Annotated in this window: 18 protein-coding genes; 6 read left to right on the top strand and 12 right to left on the bottom strand. The window is 67.1% G+C overall.

Features of this window, described 5'->3' with window-relative positions; genetic code table 11:
- Positions 1–9: 9 nt before the first annotated feature.
- The 12 genes from GL284_RS16695 to pqqA all read right to left on the bottom strand — a co-directional run bounded on the left by GL284_RS16695 (position 10) and on the right by pqqA (position 9,369).
- A complete protein-coding gene (locus GL284_RS16695; RefSeq protein WP_155045786.1) occupies positions 10–792 on the bottom strand; it encodes an SDR family oxidoreductase in 783 nt (260 codons plus the stop codon).
- A gap of 61 nt (positions 793–853) precedes the next feature.
- Positions 854–1,195 (bottom strand): hypothetical protein, encoded by a 342-nt coding sequence (locus GL284_RS16690; protein ID WP_155045785.1) that lies wholly within the window; start codon positions 1,193–1,195, stop codon positions 854–856.
- A complete protein-coding gene (locus tag GL284_RS16685) occupies positions 1,192–1,827 on the bottom strand; it encodes a hypothetical protein (protein WP_155045784.1) in 636 nt (211 codons plus the stop codon). Before GL284_RS16685 ends, GL284_RS16690 begins: the two co-directional genes overlap by 4 nt.
- 78 nt (positions 1,828–1,905) lie before the next feature.
- Entirely contained in the window at positions 1,906–3,231 is a 1,326-nt protein-coding gene (locus GL284_RS16680) for an ATP-binding response regulator (protein ID WP_155045783.1), read from the bottom strand.
- Positions 3,231–4,412, bottom strand: coding sequence for an FIST N-terminal domain-containing protein (locus tag GL284_RS16675; protein WP_155045782.1), 1,182 nt, complete (start codon positions 4,410–4,412; stop codon positions 3,231–3,233). Before GL284_RS16675 ends, GL284_RS16680 begins: the two co-directional genes overlap by 1 nt.
- Positions 4,409–5,119 (bottom strand): response regulator transcription factor, encoded by a 711-nt coding sequence (locus tag GL284_RS16670; protein ID WP_155045781.1) that lies wholly within the window; start codon positions 5,117–5,119, stop codon positions 4,409–4,411. The genes GL284_RS16675 and GL284_RS16670 overlap by 4 nt, the downstream gene beginning before the upstream one ends.
- 229 nt (positions 5,120–5,348) lie before the next feature.
- Positions 5,349–6,122: a quinoprotein dehydrogenase-associated SoxYZ-like carrier gene (locus tag GL284_RS16665; RefSeq protein ID WP_155045780.1), complete on the bottom strand. Its 774-nt coding sequence runs from the start codon at positions 6,120–6,122 to the stop codon at positions 5,349–5,351.
- On the bottom strand, positions 6,119–7,249 hold the full coding sequence (gene pqqE / locus GL284_RS16660; RefSeq protein WP_155045779.1) for a pyrroloquinoline quinone biosynthesis protein PqqE: 1,131 nt from the start codon (positions 7,247–7,249) through the stop codon (positions 6,119–6,121). The genes GL284_RS16665 and pqqE overlap by 4 nt, the downstream gene beginning before the upstream one ends.
- Entirely contained in the window at positions 7,246–7,548 is a 303-nt protein-coding gene (pqqD, locus tag GL284_RS16655; RefSeq protein WP_155045778.1) for a pyrroloquinoline quinone biosynthesis peptide chaperone PqqD, read from the bottom strand. The genes pqqE and pqqD overlap by 4 nt, the downstream gene beginning before the upstream one ends.
- A complete protein-coding gene (gene pqqC / locus GL284_RS16650; protein ID WP_155045777.1) occupies positions 7,545–8,330 on the bottom strand; it encodes a pyrroloquinoline-quinone synthase PqqC in 786 nt (261 codons plus the stop codon). The genes pqqD and pqqC overlap by 4 nt, the downstream gene beginning before the upstream one ends.
- The gene (gene pqqB / locus GL284_RS16645) at positions 8,327–9,217 is read right to left on the bottom strand and encodes a pyrroloquinoline quinone biosynthesis protein PqqB (RefSeq protein WP_155045776.1); all 891 of its coding nucleotides are present in this window, start codon (positions 9,215–9,217) and stop codon (positions 8,327–8,329) included. Before pqqB ends, pqqC begins: the two co-directional genes overlap by 4 nt.
- 59 nt (positions 9,218–9,276) lie before the next feature.
- On the bottom strand, positions 9,277–9,369 hold the full coding sequence (gene pqqA / locus GL284_RS16640; RefSeq protein WP_155045775.1) for a pyrroloquinoline quinone precursor peptide PqqA: 93 nt from the start codon (positions 9,367–9,369) through the stop codon (positions 9,277–9,279).
- A 165-nt stretch (positions 9,370–9,534) separates the two neighbouring features.
- Here pqqA and GL284_RS16635 point away from each other — a divergent pair, with 165 nt between their 5' ends.
- From GL284_RS16635 to GL284_RS16610, 6 genes are all read left to right on the top strand, one after another.
- Positions 9,535–10,590, top strand: coding sequence for a quinoprotein relay system zinc metallohydrolase 2 (locus tag GL284_RS16635; protein WP_155045774.1), 1,056 nt, complete (start codon positions 9,535–9,537; stop codon positions 10,588–10,590).
- 61 nt (positions 10,591–10,651) lie between these two features.
- Positions 10,652–16,174, top strand: a complete 5,523-nt coding sequence (locus GL284_RS16630) for an alpha-2-macroglobulin family protein (RefSeq protein ID WP_155045773.1) — start codon at positions 10,652–10,654, stop codon at positions 16,172–16,174.
- A 93-nt stretch (positions 16,175–16,267) separates the two neighbouring features.
- On the top strand, positions 16,268–17,233 hold the full coding sequence (locus GL284_RS16625; RefSeq protein WP_230383135.1) for a GAF domain-containing protein: 966 nt from the start codon (positions 16,268–16,270) through the stop codon (positions 17,231–17,233).
- Positions 17,234–17,340: 107 nt separating this feature from the next.
- Complete coding sequence (adh, locus tag GL284_RS16620; protein WP_155045771.1) at positions 17,341–18,867, top strand: aldehyde dehydrogenase; 1,527 nt, start codon at positions 17,341–17,343, stop codon at positions 18,865–18,867.
- 99 nt (positions 18,868–18,966) lie between these two features.
- Positions 18,967–20,025, top strand: coding sequence for a DNA topoisomerase IB (locus GL284_RS16615; protein WP_155045770.1), 1,059 nt, complete (start codon positions 18,967–18,969; stop codon positions 20,023–20,025).
- Positions 20,022–20,363: a DUF779 domain-containing protein gene (locus tag GL284_RS16610; protein WP_155045769.1), complete on the top strand. Its 342-nt coding sequence runs from the start codon at positions 20,022–20,024 to the stop codon at positions 20,361–20,363. Before GL284_RS16615 ends, GL284_RS16610 begins: the two co-directional genes overlap by 4 nt.
- Positions 20,364–20,431: the final 68 nt, after the last annotated feature.

The raw sequence follows: 20,431 nt of genomic DNA, 5'->3' as shown, positions 1-20,431 counted from the left end.
TCCATTCCATTACATCGTGCTGTTCGAGACGCCGCCGTCCAGCAGGATGTTCTGGCCGACCATGAAGCGGGCGTGCTGGCTGCACATGAACGCGCAGGTCGCACCAAAGTCTTCGGGCAGGCCATAGGTGCCGGTGGGGATCGTCGCCTCGCGCTTGGCGCGGGCCTCGTCCATGCTGATGCCCTCGGCCTTGGAAACGCCGGTATCAAGGCTGACGGCGCGGTCGGTGGCATGGATGCCGGGCAGCAGGTTGTTGACGACGACGCCATGCGGCGCGACCTGCCGCGACATGCCCGCGACAAAGCCGGTCAGTCCGGTGCGAGCGGTGTTCGACAGCCCAAGAATGGCGATGGGCGTCTTGACCGATTGCGAGGTGATGTTGACCACCCGGCCCCAGCCCCGGTCCATCATGCCGGGCACCAGCGCCTGCATCAGCGCCACGGCGGTCAGCATGTTGGCGTCCAGCGCCTTGATGAAATCGTCCCGGCTCCAGTCCGTCCACTTGCCGGGCGGCGGGCCGCCCGCATTGTTCACCAGAATATCGGCCTGCCCGCCCAGGGCCTCCAGCACGGCGGCGCGGCCGTCCTCGGTGGCGATGTCGGCGGCGACGGGCGTGACGCTGACGCCGTATTTCGCCGCGATCTCATCGGCGGTGGCCTGCAGCACATCGGCGCTGCGGGCATTGATGACCAGATCCACGCCCGCCTCGGCCAAGGCTTCGGCGCAGCCGCGGCCCAAGCCCTTGGACGCGGCGCAGACCAGCCCGCGCTTTCCCCTGATGCCAAGATCCATGCGCAATCCCCTTTTGTTTGATCCGGCAAAGGGAAGCGCGCGCAGCCCGGCTTGTCCAGCCCTAGAAGCACAGGATCTCGGCCTCGGCCTCGGCGCGGCGGTAATTGGCAACCATGTCATTGACCGCCGTGCCCTGCCGGAACATGCCCGCACGCTCGCCGGGTGTCTGGCGCATCGACAGCACGGTTTCGGCCTTCACATAGTCATCATAGGACAGCACGCCCGCGATCTGGTCGATGGCGCAGGAACAGCGGTCCAGCATGTCGCGGGTCTGGCCGTTCGTCGCCATGCAGACAAAGACGTAATCGGCCCGCGCATTGGTTGGATAGTCATTCACCGCCTGCGCGCCCGCGCTGCCCGCCCAGAAAGCGACGGCGGCGGCACATGTCAGCTTGCGGATCATTTCAGCACCATCCGGTTTTCATAGGCGGGTTGATTGCCTGCCAAGGGCCCGGTCCGCGCAGCCATCTGGCGGATCGGCTGTTTCGGATCATCCAGCGTGAACCGCAGCTCCAGCGTCTCGAAGCCCAGCATCCGGGCGCGGTTCTGATCCTGCTGAAACGGCATGAAAACGGCGACGCGGGCCGCGCCGTCCTGCTGCACCTCGCCGCCCCGGAACAGCGCGTCCTTCAGGCGGTTGCGGATATAGAACGGGCTGCCGCCGGTCAGCGCCGCCATATCGCGCGCCACCGTCTCAAGGAAGAACGTCAGCACCGGATCGCCGCCCGTCACCGGAAAGGGGCCGATCTTGCGGGTGATCCGCGTGGTCTGTTCGGCCAGTTCCAGAACCGGCTTTCCATCCGCCGGATCGGTCGCGGCGCTCAGCGTCACCGTGCCCTGCCCCAGCGGCTTGAAGCCTTCGACCACGGGGCCGGTCTGGTCGATCGACCAGATCAGCGGGTCCGCCAGTTGCCATGGGCCGCGTTCGGCAAAGACCAGATCGCCTGCCTCATTCGCATGGCCGGGCGCGGTGGCGGGCACGGCGGCTGCCAGCGCCAGCAGCCCGATCACGGCCATAGGACGCAAAATCTTCATCGTCATTCTCCCTTCGGGCAGCCTGCGCCCGTGGTGCGGGACGCGAAAGCCCGCGCCCGGTCTTATGCGGCTTTGGTCTTAGACCAGTATGTGATGCAGCATGGCCTGCAGATCCTCGAAGCGCAGCGGCTTTTCCAGCACCGGCACGCCCAGTTCCAGACTGGCGCGGCTGATTTCCGGGTCGCGCCGGGCCGAGACGATGATCGCAGGCACTACCTCTCCAGCCGCCTTGCGCAAGGCGCGGATCGCCTCAAGCCCGGTATCGCCATTGTCCAGATTGTAATCGGCGATGACGACATCGGGGGGATCGTCGCCCATCTGAGCCAGCGCCTCGGGGATGCCTGCGGTGACGCGCGCCACCATGCCCAGCCGGTCGCGCAGGATCAACTGATAGGCGCGGCGCATGGCGGTGTCGTTTTCCACGACCAGCGCCACCCGCCCGCGCAGCGACGGCCCGGCCTGCGGCAAGGCGATGCGCCCGATTTCGGCATGAGCCCCGATCAGGGGCAGGCTGACGCGAAATACCGTGCCGCGGCCCGGTTCGCTGTCCATGGCGATGGGATGGCCCAGCTTGGCGCAGGCGCGGCGCACGATGGAAAGCCCCAGCCCCATGCCCGGCGCGCCACCTTCGCGCCCAATGCGCTGGAACTCATCGAAGATGCGGGAGCGGTCGGCGGCGGCGATGCCGATGCCGGTATCCATGATCTCCAGCCATGCCCGCCCGCCGCGCTTGCGCACGCCGACCAGCACGCCGCCGCGGTCGGTATATTTGATCGCGTTCGAGACCAGATTCTGCGCGATCCGCCGCAGAAAGGTCGGGTCGCTTTCCACCATGGCACTGGTCGGCGCAAAGGCCAGCTTCAGCCCCTTCGCCTCGGCCATGGGGGCGTATTCGATGGCAAGGCGGCGGAACAGATCGCCCAGATCGACGGGTTTGCGCTGAAATTCGATCCGCTGGCTGTCCAGGCGCGAGATGTCCAGCACCGCGTGCATCAGCTCCTCGACCGATTCAAAGGCGCCCGACAGGCGGTCGGCCAGTTCGGTCTGCAACGCGTCCAGCGGCGTGTCCTTCAGCGCCGACAGAAACAGCTTGGCGGCGGACAGGGGTTGCAGCAGGTCATGGCTGGCCGCACGCAGAAAGCGGGTCTTGGAGCGGTTGGCCTCTTCGGCCAAGGCGCGCGCCACGGCCAGTTCGCGGTTTCGTTCCGACAGATCGGCCAGCGCCTGTTCCAGTTCGCGGGTGCGGACCTGCACCTCTTGTTCAAGGGCCATGGCGGCCTGAAACATCGACCACGATGAGCCGCGCGATTCCTCAAGCCGGTCGATGCGGGCGACAAGCACGTCGGAAATCCGGGTCAGCTTTTCCACCCGCCGCGTGTCGGGATCGTCGTCGCGCAGAAACATCACGCCCCCTCGGGCGGCATCAGCGCCATGCCGACAAAGGTCTGGTTCACATGCATGCCGCTGCATTGTTCGCCGAAGGTGTTGAACCCCGCCACGCGATAACGCGCCAGCAGCGCCGACATCTGCGCGGTCATGCCCGCGCGCTCCAGCGCAAGGCGGCGCAGGATGCAGTCGAAGCCCAGCACCATCAGCGGCGCGCGCGGCAGCGCGTCCATCGCATCGGCAAAGCCGCGCGTCATGTCGATGGCGCGGCCCAGCGTCAGGATGTTGCCGGCCTCGATCCCCGACAGCAGTTGCAGACCGCCATCCGGCGTCATGGCGCGGATGGCGCGGACGTGATGGCGCCGCCCGGTGCGCAGCAGCAGCGGGTGGCGGGCAAACTCGGTCGCGGTCAACTGCTCCAGCGGAATGCCGGTCAGCCGGGCATATTCCTGCGCGGCGGGTTCGGCGTTCAGTTCCCAGATGACGCGGTTATGCGCATCCGCCGCCGTCACCACGGCCCGCCGGTCGGTCGGGTGGAAATGCGCAAAGCTGACTTCGGCCACGGCAAGATCGGTTTCCACCATCAGAAACAGCGCCGCCCCCACCTGCGCGCGGCCATCGACCATCTGGCAGGTGGGCAGAAACTCGATCCCCTCGGCCGCCGAGCCGCCGACGACGGGCAGGCCGGGCATGGCCGCATCCAGCGTGGCGACCAGCACATCCTCTTGCCGGGCCAGCGCATCGGCCAGCAGGATGCCAAAGCCAGAGCGGCGCGGATCAGGCGCGAAATCGGCGTGAAAGCGGCGCAGCGTCGCCATCCAGTCCGAAACCGGGATCTGCGCCTGATCGCGCAGCACGCAGATGCCGACCCGGAAGCTGGCCGAGGGCAAACCCAGCGCGACGACGCTTTCGTTGCAATAGCCCTGCGGCCCGATCTCACCGGCCGAGGCGCAGCCGACCACCCGGCACCCCGCCCCCAGGGCGTGACGCAGTTCCGCGCCCACCTGCGCCATGCCCTTGGCGGGGCTTCCGAACAAAAGCACCAGCGCCGGATCCAGCGGCGCCATGCGCGACAGGATCTGCGCCACCAGATCGGGCGCGGCGGCCGGGACCGACAGGAAGGCAGGCGCTGCGGGCGCGGTGCGGGCCGCGCCCTGTCGCAGATCGCCCGGCCATGGCGCGGGCTGGACCTGCTTCATGCCGGCTCGAACAGCCTGACGCTATTGGCCAGAAGCACGGCCTGCGTGCGGCGCCGCGCGTTGATCTTGGACATGATGGCGGTGATATGGGTCTTGACCGTGGCCTCGGCGATGGACAGCTCATAGCTGATTTCCTTGTTCGCCTTGCCCTGACAGATCAGCCGCAGGATCTTCATCTGCTGCGGCGTCAGGCTGGCAAAGCGCCGCGCCAGTTCCGCGCGGGCCGCGTCCTCTTCGCCGGCATGTTCGGGCTGATAGCTGTCGGGGGTCACCCGCTCGCCCTCCCACATGCGGCGCAGGCTTTCGACCAGCGCCTCGCGGCCAAGGGATTTGCTGATATAGCCCTGCGCGCCCGCAGCCATCGCGGCCGAGATCATGGCGTTTTCCAGATCGGCCGAGATCATGGTGATCGGCACATCCGGGATCTGGCGGCGCAGCGTCACCAGCCCTTCGGCGCCCCGCGCATCGGGCAGGTTCAGATCAAGGATCACCGCATCCGGCGCGCCCTGCGCCCGGATCTGGTCCTGTGCGGCGGCAAGGCTGCGGGCGGTGCGGACATTTTTCAGCCCGAAGCTGATCTTCAGCGTCAACGCCAGTGCGTCGCACATCAGCGGGTGGTCATCGACGATCAGGATTTCGCGCACGCGATCCGCCGAAAGCCTTGGCGAGGGGGTGCGTTCGGATATCTGCAATGTGGCTAAGGCCATCGTTCTCCTCCCAAAGAAACGAATGGTTGCCGGGCACTTGGCATCTCCGGCGGCTGCCTGTCCCATCTTAGGCCGCTTGGCCCATCGTGCAAGCGTCATGGTGCCGCATGGCGGTTTCTGTTCCGGCGGCGGACCCGTTGGCCGGCCTTTTGCCCGCATCGCGGGCTGTCGCCGCTGGAAGAATCACCCTGCCAGCCCTCGGCAGGCCGGGATGCCGCCCACGAAGCGCCTAGCTTCCGCCGTTGAAGGACTGGTCCCAGACCCGGCCTTCGGTATCCTGCGCGTGGACGCTGACCGGCCCGTCCGCCCGATAGGCAAAGCGGAACACCGGATCCTCGGAAATCGAGATGCCCGCATTCATCGTGAACAGCTGGGCGCTGCCTTGCTTGACCTCAAGCGTCTGGATGAATTCCGCGGGAATGGTCAGCAGCGTCACCTGATCGCGCTGCAACCCCGAGAAATTGGGATGGCGGATCATCAGCGTGCCGATGTCGCGCCCGCCTTCGGCGGCCTGACGAAACCGCATCTCGCCCATGGTGGCGCGCACCTGATCCATGCTTTTGCCTGCAGGCGCGGCGCACCCGCCCGAGGCGCGCACAAAGCGCCCCGCCATCACCTTGCGCCCATCGGCCAGCGTGGCGATGGCGCGCACATCCGAATAGGTATCGACGCGCAGCCGCACTTCGAAATCAAGCGGCATCAGCGCCTTGCCAAAGGTGAATTCAGCGGCCACCGGCGCGGGGTTGCCATCCACGACCAGCGACAGCGCGGTCACATCGGGCGCGCCCGGCGGCTGGGTGATGTGGATCGGCACAAGCGCGGGATTGTCGGCGCGCTTGGGCGCATCAAGCAAAAGAACCGCCGGATCGACCGGCGGTTCCTGGTTGGTTCCAATGACGCTTTCCCGCATGTCATCCCATAATTCGGACGGCTGCAGCGGGTTTTCCACGTCCTGCGCCAAGGCGGGCGCGGCAAGCAATGCAAACACGAAAGCCAGTCTCATATCCGTCTTTCCTTTGCCATGCGCCGATAGACCAGCGCGGTGTCGTCGCTGGCGGCATCCGCCTCGGCTTCGGCGCGCAGCCGGGCGTTGAACGAGGACCGCGAGCAGACGGGATCGGTCGCGGTTGCATCGCCCGCCATCGCCATGGCCTGACAGCGGCAGCCCCCGAAATCGATCTCGCGCCGGTCGCAGCCCGCGCAGGGTTCGGGCAGCCATGCGGTGCCACGAAATGCGTTGAAGGCGGGGCTGTCGCGCCAGATATCGGCAAGACGGGCCTCGCGCACGGTCTGGAATTCCAGCCCCTTGATGGTCTGCGCCGCGTGGCAGGGCAGAACCACGCCATCGGGCGCGATATTGATGCCGGTGCTGGCCCAGCCGCCCATGCAGGCCTTGGGAAAGGCCGCGTGATGATCGGCGGGCACATAGTCGATGACCATGATGCCGCGCAGCCGCTGCCTTGCCTCATTCACCACGTCACGGGCGCGCTGCGCCTGCGCCAGCGTAGGCATCAGCGGGCGGCGGTTCAGATCGGCCCAGCCGTGGAACTGCACGGTCGCGACCTCGATCCGGCGGCAGCCCAGCCGCTCGGCCAGATCGATCATCTCGGGCAGGCGGTCAAGGTTCTGGCGATGCACCACGGCGTTCAGCGTCATGGGAAAGCCGATCTGACCGGCCCATTCGGCCACCTGCATCTTGCGCGCGAAGCTGCCGCCATAGCCGCTGATCCAGTCGGCCATCTCGGCGTCGATGCCCTGCAGCGACAGCTGGACATGATCCACCACGCCATCCAGCTCGGCCAGCCGCGCCTGTGTCAGCCCGATCCCCGAGGTGATCAGGTTCACATACAGCCCCGCATCCCGCGCCATGGTCGCGATCTGCGTCAGATCCCGGCGCGAGGCAGGCTCGCCCCCCGACAGATGCACCTGCAAGACGCCCAGATCCGCCGCCTGCCGGAACACGTCGCCCCATTCCTCGGCGGAAAGTTCGGTCTGCACCCGCGCCAGCTCCACCGGGTTCGAGCAATAGGGGCAGGCCAGAGGGCAGCGATGCGTCAACTCGGCCAGCATCGCCATGGGCAGGCCCACACGCACCGGATTGCCCCGGATATCGCGCGGCACGTCATTCATGGCTCGGCCCCCACGCAGGACAGATGCACCATGCGCCGGTCCACCAGCCCGGTCAGGAAATCGCGCACATCGCCCTCGATCTGTTCGACGGGGGCCTGATAGCGCTGGCACAGGATCAGGATGACTTCGGCTACACTGCGCTTGCCGTCCAGTTCGGACAGGATCGCATCGCCCACGGCATCCAGCTGCATCGCGCGTTCGGGCGCCAGCAGCACGCGAATGCCGCGCACCCGGTCGTCATGCAGCCGCACGCCGCGCGGCAGAAAGGGCACGCTGGCATTGTTCAGCCGATGGGTCATGACACACCCACCATGTCTGCGCCCTGCTGCAGCCTGGCCATGCCTTCGCCCGGTCGCCATGCGCCGGGGGGCGTGCGCCCTTCGACATAGCCATTCCACAGCGCGTCAAGCTGCGCCCAAAGCACATCGGTCTTGAACGTCAGCGCCGCCGCCGCCGCATCCTGCTTTTCCAGCGTGTCGGCATGGTCCAGCACATAGGTCAGGCCGAATTCCACATCCTTGCGCGCCTCGGTCAGGCGGTTGCGGAAATAGGCAAGGCTTGTCTCATCGGCGAAATCGTAATGCTTCAGCAGCCCCTCGATGCGTTCGGCATGGATCTTGGGGGCGAACATTTCCGTCAGCGAGGCCGCGACCGCATCCAGCAGCGGCATGTCGCGCACGAAGCGGACATAGGCATCGACGGCAAAGCGCGTGGCGGGCAGCACGCCCACGCCGCTGGCGACGTAATCGGGATCCAGCCCCACCGCCTGCGCCAAAGCCAGCCAGCGCCGGATGCCGCCGCCCGCATCGACGCCGCCATCATGATCCTCGATGCGACTGCGCCAGATGCGGCGCAGCTGCGGATCCTCCAGCCGGGACATGAAGGCCGCGTCCTTCATCGGAATGCGCGACTGGTATTGCCAGCGGTTGATGACCCATGCCCGCACCTCGTCCCCCGAACATTCGCCGCCATGCAGCCGCTTATGAAACGGGTGGCGGTCGTGATAGCGTTCGACGCCGATGCGGCGCAGGCGGTCGTGAAAATCGGCGCGGGACTGGGGCCGGTGGTCGGCAAGCTTCATGGCGTGATCTCCATGCCGTCATGGGCGATCTGCCAGCCCGCCGCGGCGGCTTCGGCGCGCTGCGGGCTGTCGGGATCGACCAGAGGGTTAGAATTGTTCAGATGCACATAGATGCGCTGACCGACCGTCAGCCCGGCCAGACCTGCCATGCTGCCCTCGGGGCCAAAGACCGAGACATGGCCCATCCGCCGCCCCGTCTTGGGGCCAAGGCCTGCGCGCACCATTTCGTCATCGGTCCACAGCGTGCCGTCGAACAGCAACACATCCGCCCCCGAGATCCGGGCCGCCAGCCAGTCGGGCACATGGGCGCAGCCGGGGATGTAATAGACGCGGCGGCCATTGGCGGTGAATTCGACCCCCACGGTCTGTTCGCCGACAAGGCCGGTGTCCACGGTGTCGCCCTCAAGGTAAAGCGGCACTTTTCCGGGCACGGCAAACAGCGTGGCCTGCAACCCCGGTGCGATCTGGAAGGGCTGGTCCATCACCACCGGGCGGCGCGCCACCTTGTCGGCCGCCAAGGCCGAAACCATGGGGTTCGCGGCCAGCACGTCATGAATGGCGGGCGTGGCAAACAGATCGAAGACCTGCCCTTCGCGCAGGGTCAGCAGACCCGCGACGTGGTCGATGTCGCCATTCGTCACCAGCACCGACCGGATGGGCGATCCGCGCAACTGCCCCGGCCACAGGGCGGGCGTGGCGGAAAGCTGCTGGCGCAGGTCGGGTGAGGCGTTGATCAGCGCCCAATCCGTGCCATTCGCCGATACGGCGATCGAGCTTTGGGTCATGGGCGGAATGCGCCCATCGCGGGCCGCGTCGCAATGCGCGCAGCCACAGTTCCACTGCGGCAGCCCGCCACCGGCGCCGGTGCCCAGAATTACGATACGCATGATCCACGCTTCCGGCGCGTCCGGCCCCAAGTCAGGGACCGGACGTTTCTAGTTTCGCTTCAGAACAGCACCGGCTCGTCATCGGCCGGGGCATACATGTTGATTTCCATGCCGCAGGAAATTTCCTTCAGCGCAGGTTTGGTCCAAGCCATGAGTAGTCTCTCCTCTTCAAGCAGCCGCAGATGCGGACAGGTTGATGCTAGGCGCATGACCCAGCCAGTCAACCCGCCAAAGGTCTTATGCCGAGGCCGCTATGGTGGGAAGGGGGCGGGCGTGTTAATCTTCGCCCCCGCGCCGAAGAAGATGAAGGGAACGGCATGTTCCATCTGGTCCTTGCCGCCTGTCTGGTGGCCAGCCCCGACACCTGCGCCCCGCGGCTTCTGCCCGCCGGAGACGCCGCGCAGCAGCAGCAATGCGAACAGCGCGCAGGCCCCATCGCGCGGGACTGGCTGGCGCGCCATCCCGACCTGACGGGTGGGGCCATCTCCTGCGTGCCGACCGCTGACCTCCCGGCGCTGAGCGTGCAGGAAATCGCGGATGATGTTTATCTGCATCAGGGCACAATCGCGCAGATTTCCCCGCAAAATCAGGGACGCATCGCCAATCTGGCCTTTGTGGTCGGCGACAGCGTGGCGGTGATCGACGCAGGCGGCACCCGCGCCGAGGGCGAGGCGCTTTACGCCGCGATCCGCCGCGTCACCGATGCGCCCATCAGCCATGTCGTCCTGACCCATATGCATCCCGACCACATTCTGGGGGCCGAGGTGTTTTCCGAAGCGGGCGCGACCGTCACCGCCAATGCCCGACTGCCCGAGGCGGTGGCGCAAAGGACCGCCGCATGGATGGTCTCGATCCCGCGCCAGATCGGGGCCGGGGCCTTTGCGGGCAGCCGCATCACGGGTGTCGATCAGCCGGTCAGCCAGCCGATCACAATTTCTTTGGGTCGCACGGAATTGCAGCTGACCCCGGTCGGTCCGGCCCATACCGACAATGATCTGACCGTGCTGGACACCGAGTCGGGGACGCTCTTTACCGGCGATCTGCTGTTTCGCGGTCTGACGCCTTCGCTGGACGGGTCGCTGTCGGGCTGGCTGGACTGGCTGTCCGCCCCGCCGCAGCCGACGCCCGCGCTGATCGTTCCCGGCCATGGCCCGGCCAGCGCGACATGGGATCAGGCCAGCGCGCCGACCATCCAGTATCTGACGCAACTGCGCGACACGACGCGCCGGGCGATCCGCGGCGGCATGGCGCTGTCTCAGGCGATCCCGGCGATCACCCAGATGATGAAGCCCTATTCCGAAGGCTGGGCCGATTTCAACGCCACCACCGCAAGGAACGCGGCCACCGCATATTCTCAACTTGAATGGGAATAGCGTGATTGCCTGATCCGCGCGGCAATGCGACAACGAAGCCGCGCGCGCAGGAGGGGACATCATGCAAGATCGCAGCTGGCTTCGGATCATTCCCGCAACCTTGGCCCTTGGGCTGTCGCTGGCCATGCCGGTTCACGCACAGGATGGGCCGCTGCCTGCCAAGCGCATCCAGTTGCAGGCCGATACCGACATGCCGGGCGGCGATCTGGGCCAGATCTTCGACACCACGTTGCAGGCCTGCATTCAGGCCTGTCTGGGCGATGCGCAATGCACGGCGCTGACCTATAACCAGAATGCCCGCGCCTGTTTCCCCAAGGGCGAAGGCGCAGGTGCGCCCGCCGCTTTCGCGGGCGCCCTGTCGGGCCGGGTCGTGGCCACCAGCGCCGAGATCCGGCTGCGGGCCGAATCGCGTGCGGCGGCCGCGCCCTTCATCGCCGCCCCGGATCTGACGGCGGCGCAGGCACAGGCGCGGACATTCGCGGCGATGAATGCCGCACTGGGTGCGGGCGACGCGCGTCAGGCCGCGACCCAGGCCGAAAATCGCGGCGATCTGGCCGAGGCGGCGCGCATCACGGCGCAGATCGTCGCCCGCGACGATACCGGCGCCGACTGGACGGACCTTGCGCGGCTGACGCTTTATACCAGCGATTCCGACAGCAGCGATGCCTCGGCGGCCATCGCCTCGATGGCGGTGAACGGCTATCTGCGCGCCGATCAGGACGCGGTCGCAGCCCGGGCGCTGTCATGGCTGGCCATGGCGCAGGAACGGCTGGGCCGTGGCCCCGACGCACTGAAGGCGCTGCGGCTGGCGGCGGTTCTGGTACCGGGCGACAGCGCCATCGCCACGGCATTGCAGGAATCCGAGGCCCGCAACGGCTTGCGCGTCACCGACAGTCAGGTCGGATCCGAAGGCCGGATGCCGCGCTTCTGCGCCGTCATGTCGCGCGAACTGGACAGCGGCACCGATTATGCGCCGTTCCTGCGCCTGCCCGCCGGCGATCTGACGGTCGAGGCGGACGGCAACCGTCTGTGCATCGGCGGGCTGACCCATGGCCAACAGGTCGCGCTGACACTGCGCGCGGGTCTGCCTTCGGCGGATGGCGAAAAACTGGCCCGCGACGTGGCGCTGACCGGCTATGTCCGCGACCGCAGCCCCGAGGTCCGCTTTGCGGGCCGGGCCTATGTGCTGCCCGCCTCGGGCGATCAGCGGCTGTCGGTGGTGACGGTGAATGCCGATCAGCTGAACCTGGGTTTGCTGAAGATCTCGGACCGCAACCTGATCCGCGCCATGACCGAGGACATGTTCGCCAAGCCTCTGGACAGCTGGCAGGCGGATTATTTCAGCGACCAGATGGCGCGCGAGGTCTGGAAGGGCACGGCGCAGGTGGCCAAGCCCGTGGGGCAGGACGTGCTGAACCGCGAACTGACCACCAGTCTGGCCATTCCCGCCGAGGCAGGCCCGCTGGAGCCCGGTATCTATATCCTTCAGGCCGGGATCCAGAACGAAAACGTCTCGGATACCGGGCTTGCGGCGCAGTGGTTCGTCATTTCGGATTTCGGGATTTCCACCTTCTCGGGGACGGACGGGCTGACGGTCGCGGTGCGCAGCCTGAAAGACACCTCGGCCAAGGTCGATGCCGAGGTGGCGCTGGTCAGCCGCTCGAACGAGGTGCTGGCCAAGACCGTGACCGACGATCAGGGCGTGGCGCGTTTCGCGCCGGGGCTGGCACTTGGCAAGGATGGCGCGGCCCCCGCGCTGGTCACCGTGACCTATTGGCAGGGCGAAGGCGACAATCTTGCGCCGCGTGACATGGCCTTTCTGTCGCTGTCGGACCCGGAATTCGATCTGTCCGATCGCGGCGTCGAAGGCGCGCCGCCTGCCCCGCCCATCGACCTGTTCGTGACGACCGATCGCGGCGCCTATCGCGTGGGCGAAACGGTGAACGCCACGATTCTGGCCCGCGACGCCGATGCCCGTGCGCTGGAGAACCTGCCCTTGACCGCCGTGGTCCTGCGTCCCGATGGGGTCGAGGCCACGCGCCTTGCCCCCACCGCCGCTGCTGCGGGGGGCGCGACCGTCAACTGGCAGATCCCCGGCAATGCGCCACGCGGCACATGGCGGCTGGAACTGCGCGCCGAGGCCGATGGCCCGGCCCTGGCCACCCAGCGCCTGCTGGTCGAGGATTTCCTGCCCGAGCGCATCGACTTCACCCCCTCCCTGCCCGAAGGCGCGGCGCGGGCGGGCGGCACGCTGGATCTGTCGCTGACCGCGCGCTGGCTGTTCGGCGCGCCCGCCGCCAATCTGCCGGTCGAAGGCCAGTTGCGCCTGTCGCCAACCCGCAGGCTGGCAGGCTTTGACGGCTTTGCCTTTGGCCGCGAAGACGACGATGCCTCGCCGGTGACGAACAGCCTGCCCGGCGGTTCGACCGATGCGACGGGCAGCTATCAGACGCAGATCACCCTGCCCGGCGATCTTGGCCCCCGCCCCTATGACGCGCAGGCGATCATCGACATCCGCGAAGGCGCAGGCCGCCCGGTCGAGCGTGTGGAATCGCGGGTGGTGATGCCGGATCAGCCGGTCATCGGCATCCGCCCGCTGTTTCAGGGCGACACCGTGTCCGAAGGGTCCGAGGCGCGCTTTGCCGTGGTTGCCGTCGGCCCCGATCTGAAACCGGCAGCCCAGCCCGTGCGCTGGGTGCTGAACCGCATCGACACGGATTATCAGTGGTATTCCATCGGCGGACAATGGAACTGGGAAGCGATCACCTCGCGCAGCCGGATCGCCGAGGGCACGGCCGAACCCGGCGACGCCCCCGCCGAGATTACCGCCACCGTCGCATGGGGGCAGTATGAGCTGGTGGTCGAACCTGCCTCGGGTCAGGGCGGCGCGTCCTCGGTGCAGTTCCATGCGGGCTGGGGCGCGATTGCCGATGCAGGCACGCCCACGCCCGACCGGCTGCAGGTCGTGCTGGACAAGCCCGCCTATCGCAGCGGCGATACCGCGCAGGTGAAGGTGCAGGCGGCCAGCGACGGCATGGGGATCGTGTCGGTGCTGTCGAACCGGCTGGTGTCGATGCGCACCGTCTCGCTGAAAGCGGGCGAAAACAGCATCGAGATGCCGGTGACGGACGATTGGGGGGCGGGGGTCTATGTCACCGTGTCCGCCATCCGCCCGCTGGAGGCCGCGGCCCCCGGCCAGCGCGAGCCGATCCGGGCGCTGGGTCTGGCCCATGCCGCCGTCGATCCCGGCGACCGCAGGCTGACCGCCAGCATCGAGGCGCCCCAGGAAACCCGTCCGCGCGGCACGGTTCCCGTGACCCTGCGCGTCGAAGGCGCCGCCGAAGGCGACACGGTGCAGGCCACCATCGCCGCCGTGGATCAGGGCATCCTGAACCTGACCAAATTCACCCCGCCCGATCCCTCGGATCACTATTTCGGCCAGCGCCGCCTTGGCGTGGGCCTGCGCGATCTGTATGGGCGGCTGATCCTGCCCACCGGCGCGCCGGACGGTGCGCTGCGCGAAGGCGGCGATGCCAGCCTTGCCAGCAATGCCGAAGCCCCGCCGCCCACGGAAAAGCTGATGAGCTGGTTTTCCGGCCCGGTCACGCTTGGCCCGGACGGCACGGCCACGGTGCAGGTGCCGGTCGGCGATTTCAACGGCGAGGTCCGCGTCATGGCCGTGGTCTGGTCGGCCAAGGGCGTGGGGCAGGCCGATGCCTCGGTGCTGGTGCGCGACCCGGTGGTGATGACCGTGACCGCGCCCGCCTTCCTTGCGCCGGGCGATCAGGCGCAGGTCGGCCTGCGGCTGACCCATGCGACCGGCCCCTCGGGGCAGATGGGGCTGGCGGTCGAACAGACCGGAGGCGATGCGCCGGTGAGCCTGACCCTGCCCGTGGACAGCGTGACGCTGGCCGACCGGGCCGAGGCGCAGGTGCAGATGCCGGTGACCGCCGGCATGTCCGAAGGCCGCGCCAATCTGCGCCTGACGCTGACCACGCCCGACGGGCAGGCGCTGACCAAGGACATCGTGATCCCCGTGGCGCTGAACGAAACCGACATCCAGCGTCAGGACCGGCTGGTCGTCGCGCCCGGCCAAAGCATCACCCTGCCGCCCGCGCTGACGCAGGGCATTCTGCCCGGCGCGATGCTGACGGCGGCAGTCGGGCCCTATGCGCGGCTGGACGTGGCGGGTGCCATCGCGCGGCTGGACCGCTATCCCTATGGCTGCACCGAGCAATTGACCTCGGGGGCAATGCCGCTGTTGTATCTGCCCGGCCTTGCCGCCACCGAGGGCGTGGAAGGTGGGGGCGTGAAGGAGGCGGGCGATACCGGCCAGCAGGTCCAACAGGCGATCACCCAGATCCTGACCCGGCAGGGCAGCAATGGCGGCTTCGGGCTGTGGCAGGCCGACAGCGGCGATCTGTGGCTTGAGGCCTATGTGACCGACTTCCTGTCCAAGGCCCGTGCGGCGGGCTATGCCGTGCCGGACACCGCCTTCCGTCAGGCCATCGACAACCTGCGCAACCGCGCCAATTACGCCACCGAGCCCAGCGCGGCAGACCCCGAAGACAACGCGGCCCTTGCCTATGCGCTGGCGGTTCTGGCCCGCGAACGCGCGGCGACAGTGGGCGATCTGCGCTATTACGCGGACACGGCGGCGGGGGCCTTTGCCACACCGATGGCTGCGGCCAATCTGGGGGCGGCGCTGGCATCCTATGGCGATCAGCAGCGCGCCGACCGCATGTTCACGCAGGCCCGCAATCTGCTGAACCTTGGCGCGCCCGAACCTTATGGCTTCCGCAGCGATTACGGCACCAAGCTGCGCGATGCCACCGCCATGCTGGCCCTGGCGGCCGAGGCAAAGACCCAGGTGATCGACACCACCGAACTGACCAGTCAGGTCGCCGAACGCATCGCGCGGGCGCAGGAAGACGGGCGCAGCCTGTCCACGCAGGAATCGGTCTGGACGGTGATGGCGGCGCGGGCGCTGTCGCAATCGACGCCGCCCGCGATGCTGAACGGCGTGGCGCTGAACCAGCCCGTTACCGCCCTGCCCGACGCCGATGCCGCCATCGCCAATAGCGGCGACACGCCTCTGGAGGTGACGCTGACCGCGACCGGCAAGCCTGCCGGCCCTCCGGCAGCGGGCGGGCGCGGCTATCAGATCAGCCGCAGCTATTTCTCGACCGAGGGTGAGGCGATCGACCCGGCATCCGTGGCGCAGGGCACGCGCATGGTGGCCCGGATCACCGTCCAGCCGCAGCAGGCAGGCGGCGGTCGGCTGATCGTCAGCGACCCCCTGCCCGCCGGCTGGGAGATCGACAACCCGAACCTGATCCGGGCGGGCGATGTCTCGGCGCTGGACTGGCTGGAGGGGCAGACCGATGCCGAGATGACCGAGTTCCGCGCCGACCGGTTCGCCGCCGCGCTGACCTGGACCAGCGAAGACCCGTTCACGCTGGTCTATATCCTGCGCGCCGTGACACCCGGCACGTTCCGCCACCCCGCCGCCAGCGTCGAGGACATGTATCGCCCCGAATACCGCGCATGGAGCGATGGCGGCACAGTCACCGTCACCCCCTGAAGACAAACCCCGGCCCATCCCTGGCCGGGGTTTTTCATTTGCCCGACCGCCCCGCACGCGCAATAATGGCCGGATATGGGAAAGGGGGGAGCCTTGCCCGAAGATCGCCACGAAGACCGCGTTGCCCTTGCATCGGCATCGCCCGCCGCCGTGACGCGGCTGGCCGCAAGCTGGCGCCGCTCGATGCTGAAACACGGGCTTGATCCGGCGCGCGCGCCGCAGATCCAGGCCATGACCACCCGTGAACTGGCCGAGCGCCGCGAACGGCTGGACGGGTTTCTGACCGTCGCCCGCCCGCAGCTCGATCAGTTGTTCCAGCTTGTCTGCCCGACCGGCTGCAATGTGCTGCTGACGGATGCCTCGGGGATCGTGCTGGAACAGCGCGTCAACGACGCCGATGCCGAGACCTTTCGCGAATGGGGGCTGTGGAACGGCACGGACTGGTCGGAACAGGCCGAGGGCACGAATGGCATCGGCACCTGTCTGGCCGAGGGGCGGCAGGTCACGATCCATCGCGACGAACATTTCTATGCCCGCAATACCGGGCTGTCCTGCATGGATGCGCCGATCTGGGGCCCGGACGGGCGGCTGATCGGGGCGCTGGATGTCAGCTCGGCCCGGTCGGATCACACCGAGCGCTGGAACGCGCTGATCGGCGCGCAGGTCGCGCAAAGCGCCCGGCAGATCGAGGCGGCGTTCTTTCGCGCCTCGTTTCCCGGCGCGCGCATCCTGTCGGCGCAGACCGATGGGATCGAGGCGCTGGTCGCCGTGGACAAGGACGATCTGGCCATCGGCGCGAACCGCGCGGCCCGTCGTGCCTTCGGGCTGGAAAAGGAAGGCGTGCTGCGCCCGCGTCCCGCATCGGACCTGTTTGGCCGCGACGATGAGGTGACGGGCTTTGAACGTGCCGAACGCGCTGCGGTGATTCGGGCGCTGGCCCGGGCCGAAGGCAATGTCTCGGCCGCGGCCCGCGCGCTGGGGGTCGGACGCGCGACGCTGTATCGGCGGATGCAGCGGCTGGGTATTTCGGAAAATCCGGGGCGACTGTCCCGTGGGTGAAACACATTCCGCGCTGCGGCATGGATGGCCGCGTTGATTTGTGCGCCGGGCGGTTCAAACTGACTTCATGAAACCGGCAGGAGGAGCCGGTGTGAATGGAGGAACACATGCCCAACGATCAGACGCATGACTTCAAGGGTGTCGGCGTACTGCCCTTTGCCAAGCGCTATGAGAATTTCATCGGCGGCGATTGGGTGGCCCCGAAAGCGGGTCGCTATTTCACCAACACCACCCCCATCACCGGCGCCGAGATCGGCGAGATCGCCCGCTCGGGTGCAGAAGATGTCGAGGCCGCGCTGGACGCCGCCCATGCGGTGAAAGACCGCTGGGGCGCGACGCCCGCCGCCGAGCGGTCGAACATCCTGCTGAAGATCGCCGACCGGATGGAAGCCAATCTGGAACTGCTGGCCACCGCCGAGACATGGGACAACGGCAAGCCGATCCGTGAAACCATGGCCGCCGACGTGCCGCTGGCCATCGACCATTTCCGCTATTTCGCCGGTGTGCTGCGGGCGCAGGAAGGCTCGATTTCCGAAATCGACGAAACCACCATCGCGTATCACTTCCACGAGCCGCTGGGCGTTGTGGGCCAGATCATCCCGTGGAACTTCCCGCTGCTGATGGCCTGCTGGAAACTGGCCCCGGCGCTGGCCGCCGGCAACTGCGTGGTGCTGAAACCCGCCGAACAGACCCCGGCCAGCATCATGGTCTGGATCAGCCTGATCGGCGATCTGCTGCCGCCGGGCGTGCTGAACGTCGTCAACGGCTTCGGCCTTGAGGCAGGCAAGCCACTGGCCTCCAGCCCGCGCATCTCGAAGATCGCCTTTACCGGCGAAACCTCGACCGGGCGGCTGATCATGCAATACGCCTCGGAAAACCTGATCCCGGTGACGCTGGAACTGGGTGGCAAAAGCCCCAACGTCTTCTTTGACGATGTGGGCCGCGAAGACGACGACTTCTTCGACAAGGCGCTGGAAGGCTTTGCGATGTTCGCGCTGAATCAGGGCGAGGTCTGCACCTGCCCGTCGCGCGTGCTGATCCAGGAATCGCTCTATGACCGCTTCATGGAGCGTGCGGTGAAGCGCGTGGAGGCGATCAAGCAGGGCGACCCGCGCGATTCCTCGACCATGATCGGCGCGCAGGCCTCCAGCGAACAGAAGGAAAAGATCCTGTCCTATCTGGACATCGGCAAGAAGGAAGGCGCCGAGGTGTTGACCGGCGGGTCGGCGGCGGATCTGGGGGGCGAGCTTTCCAGCGGCTTCTATGTCCAGCCGACGATCTTCCGCGGCAACAACAAGATGCGCATCTTCCAAGAGGAAATCTTTGGCCCCGTGGTGTCCGTCACCACCTTCAAGGATGAGGCCGAGGCGCTGTCCATCGCCAATGACACGCTTTACGGCCTTGGCGCGGGCGTGTGGTCGCGCGATGCCAATACCTGCTTCCGCATGGGGCGCGGCATCAAGGCCGGGCGGGTCTGGACCAACTGCTATCACGCCTATCCGGCCCATGCGGCCTTTGGCGGCTACAAGCAGTCGGGCATCGGCCGCGAGACGCACAAGATGATGCTGGACCACTACCAGCAGACCAAGAACATGCTGGTCAGCTATTCTCCCAAGAAGCTGGGCTTCTTCTGACCGCATGACCTTGCCGGGCGGGCCTTCGCGGTCTGCCCGGTGAACCCGTGGCGGGGTCGCGGCGTTTGTCCCGATAGCCCCGCAAGCCGGATGGCCGCCATGCCCAAGGACAGCCTGATCGTCGACCCCAAGGACGCCGCCAGCGATGCGGGTCTGGTGCATGTCAGCGACGACATGCCGGGCATCACCCGACGCCGCAGCGGCAAGGGGTTTTCCTATCGCGATGCCAAGGGCGATCTGCTGCGCGACAAGCGCACGCTGGACCGCATCCGCGCACTGGCGATCCCGCCCGCCTATGCCGATGTCTGGATCTGCGCCAATCCGCGCGGGCATCTGCAAGCGACCGGACGCGATGCGCGCGGGCGCAAGCAATACCGCTATCACCCCAAGTTCCGGGCGTTCCGCGACAGCGCCAAGTTTGAACATATGCTGGACTTCGCCGCCAGCCTGCCCAGGATCCGCGCCCGCGTCGATGCCGACATGTCACTGCGCGGTCTGGGGGCCGACAAGGTGCTGGCGACCATCGTGCATCTGCTGGAGGTGACGATGATCCGGGTCGGCAATGACATCTATGCCCGCGACAACAAATCGCACGGCCTGACCACATTGCGCGACCGTCATGCCCGCATCAGCGGCAGCAATGTGCAGTTCCGCTTCAAGGGCAAGGGCGGCAAGGAATGGGATATCGGGCTGCGCGACCGCCGCGTCGCCACCACGCTGCGCAAGGTTCAGGATCTGCCGGGCCAGCGGCTGTTTCAATATCTGGACGAGGACGGCACCCGGTGCAGCGTCACCTCGACCGAGGTGAACGACTATCTGCGTGACATTTCCGGGCGCGAGGTGACGGCCAAGGATTTCCGCACATGGACCGGCACGGTGCTGGCCGCGATGGCTCTGGCCGCCTATGAGGCGTTCGACAGCGAAGCCGCCGCCAAGCGCAACGTGCGCGAAGCCATTGTCACGGTCGCCGCGACCTTGGGCAATACCCCGGCGATCTGCCGGAAATGCTATATCCACCCGATGATCATCGACGCCTATCTGGCGGATGATCTGAAGATCGTGCTGCGCGACGAAATCGAACAGTCGCTGGATGGCACCGATCTGACCGCCGAGGAACGTCAGGTGATGCGCCTGCTGAAGAAAAGGCTGAAAACATGAATACCGTTCTGGATCAGGTCGAGGCGACCCCTGCCGCGCTGGAATTGCTGTCCGAGATCATCGCCGATCATGGCCCGGTGATGTTTCACCAGTCGGGCGGCTGCTGCGACGGGTCATCCCCCATGTGTTATGCGCAGGGCGATTTCCGCATCGGCGAACGCGATGTCAAACTGGGAGAGATCGGCGGCATGCCCTTCTATATCTCGGCCAGCCAATATGAGGCGTGGAAGCACACGCGGCTGATCATCGACGTGGTGCCCGGTCGCGGCGGCATGTTCAGTCTGGACAACGGGCGCGAAAAACGGTTCCTGACCCGCTCGGACCTGTGCGCGGTGTGACCACTTCGTGACAACCATGTGAACCGTTGTCCCGCAGGTCCAGCCGCGCTAATCATGCGCGCAAATGC

Source organism: Paracoccus shanxieyensis (assembly GCF_009711265.1).
In the GTDB taxonomy this organism is placed as follows: domain Bacteria; phylum Pseudomonadota; class Alphaproteobacteria; order Rhodobacterales; family Rhodobacteraceae; genus Paracoccus; species Paracoccus shanxieyensis.
This window is presented reverse-complemented; position numbering and strand designations above follow the sequence as displayed.

Excerpts from the sequence above, each read along its gene's own strand:
- GL284_RS16670 (WP_155045781.1), bottom strand. The coding sequence starts at position 5,119 with ATGGCCTTAGCCACATTGCAGATATCCGAACGCACCCCCTCGCCAAGG.
- pqqD (WP_155045778.1), bottom strand. The coding sequence starts at position 7,548 with ATGACCCATCGGCTGAACAATGCCAGCGTGCCCTTTCTGCCGCGCGGC.
- GL284_RS16690 (WP_155045785.1), bottom strand. The coding sequence starts at position 1,195 with ATGATCCGCAAGCTGACATGTGCCGCCGCCGTCGCTTTCTGGGCGGGC.
- pqqC (WP_155045777.1), bottom strand. The coding sequence starts at position 8,330 with ATGAAGCTTGCCGACCACCGGCCCCAGTCCCGCGCCGATTTTCACGAC.
- GL284_RS16665 (WP_155045780.1), bottom strand. The coding sequence starts at position 6,122 with ATGAGACTGGCTTTCGTGTTTGCATTGCTTGCCGCGCCCGCCTTGGCG.
- pqqA (WP_155045775.1), bottom strand. The coding sequence starts at position 9,369 with ATGGCTTGGACCAAACCTGCGCTGAAGGAAATTTCCTGCGGCATGGAA.
- adh (WP_155045771.1), top strand. The coding sequence starts at position 17,341 with ATGCCCAACGATCAGACGCATGACTTCAAGGGTGTCGGCGTACTGCCC.
- pqqB (WP_155045776.1), bottom strand. The coding sequence starts at position 9,217 with ATGCGTATCGTAATTCTGGGCACCGGCGCCGGTGGCGGGCTGCCGCAG.
- GL284_RS16685 (WP_155045784.1), bottom strand. The coding sequence starts at position 1,827 with ATGAAGATTTTGCGTCCTATGGCCGTGATCGGGCTGCTGGCGCTGGCA.
- GL284_RS16635 (WP_155045774.1), top strand. The coding sequence starts at position 9,535 with ATGTTCCATCTGGTCCTTGCCGCCTGTCTGGTGGCCAGCCCCGACACC.
- GL284_RS16695 (WP_155045786.1), bottom strand. The coding sequence starts at position 792 with ATGGATCTTGGCATCAGGGGAAAGCGCGGGCTGGTCTGCGCCGCGTCC.
- GL284_RS16615 (WP_155045770.1), top strand. The coding sequence starts at position 18,967 with ATGCCCAAGGACAGCCTGATCGTCGACCCCAAGGACGCCGCCAGCGAT.
- GL284_RS16610 (WP_155045769.1), top strand. The coding sequence starts at position 20,022 with ATGAATACCGTTCTGGATCAGGTCGAGGCGACCCCTGCCGCGCTGGAA.
- pqqE (WP_155045779.1), bottom strand. The coding sequence starts at position 7,249 with ATGAATGACGTGCCGCGCGATATCCGGGGCAATCCGGTGCGTGTGGGC.
- GL284_RS16630 (WP_155045773.1), top strand. The coding sequence starts at position 10,652 with ATGCAAGATCGCAGCTGGCTTCGGATCATTCCCGCAACCTTGGCCCTT.
- GL284_RS16680 (WP_155045783.1), bottom strand. The coding sequence starts at position 3,231 with ATGTTTCTGCGCGACGACGATCCCGACACGCGGCGGGTGGAAAAGCTG.
- GL284_RS16675 (WP_155045782.1), bottom strand. The coding sequence starts at position 4,412 with ATGAAGCAGGTCCAGCCCGCGCCATGGCCGGGCGATCTGCGACAGGGC.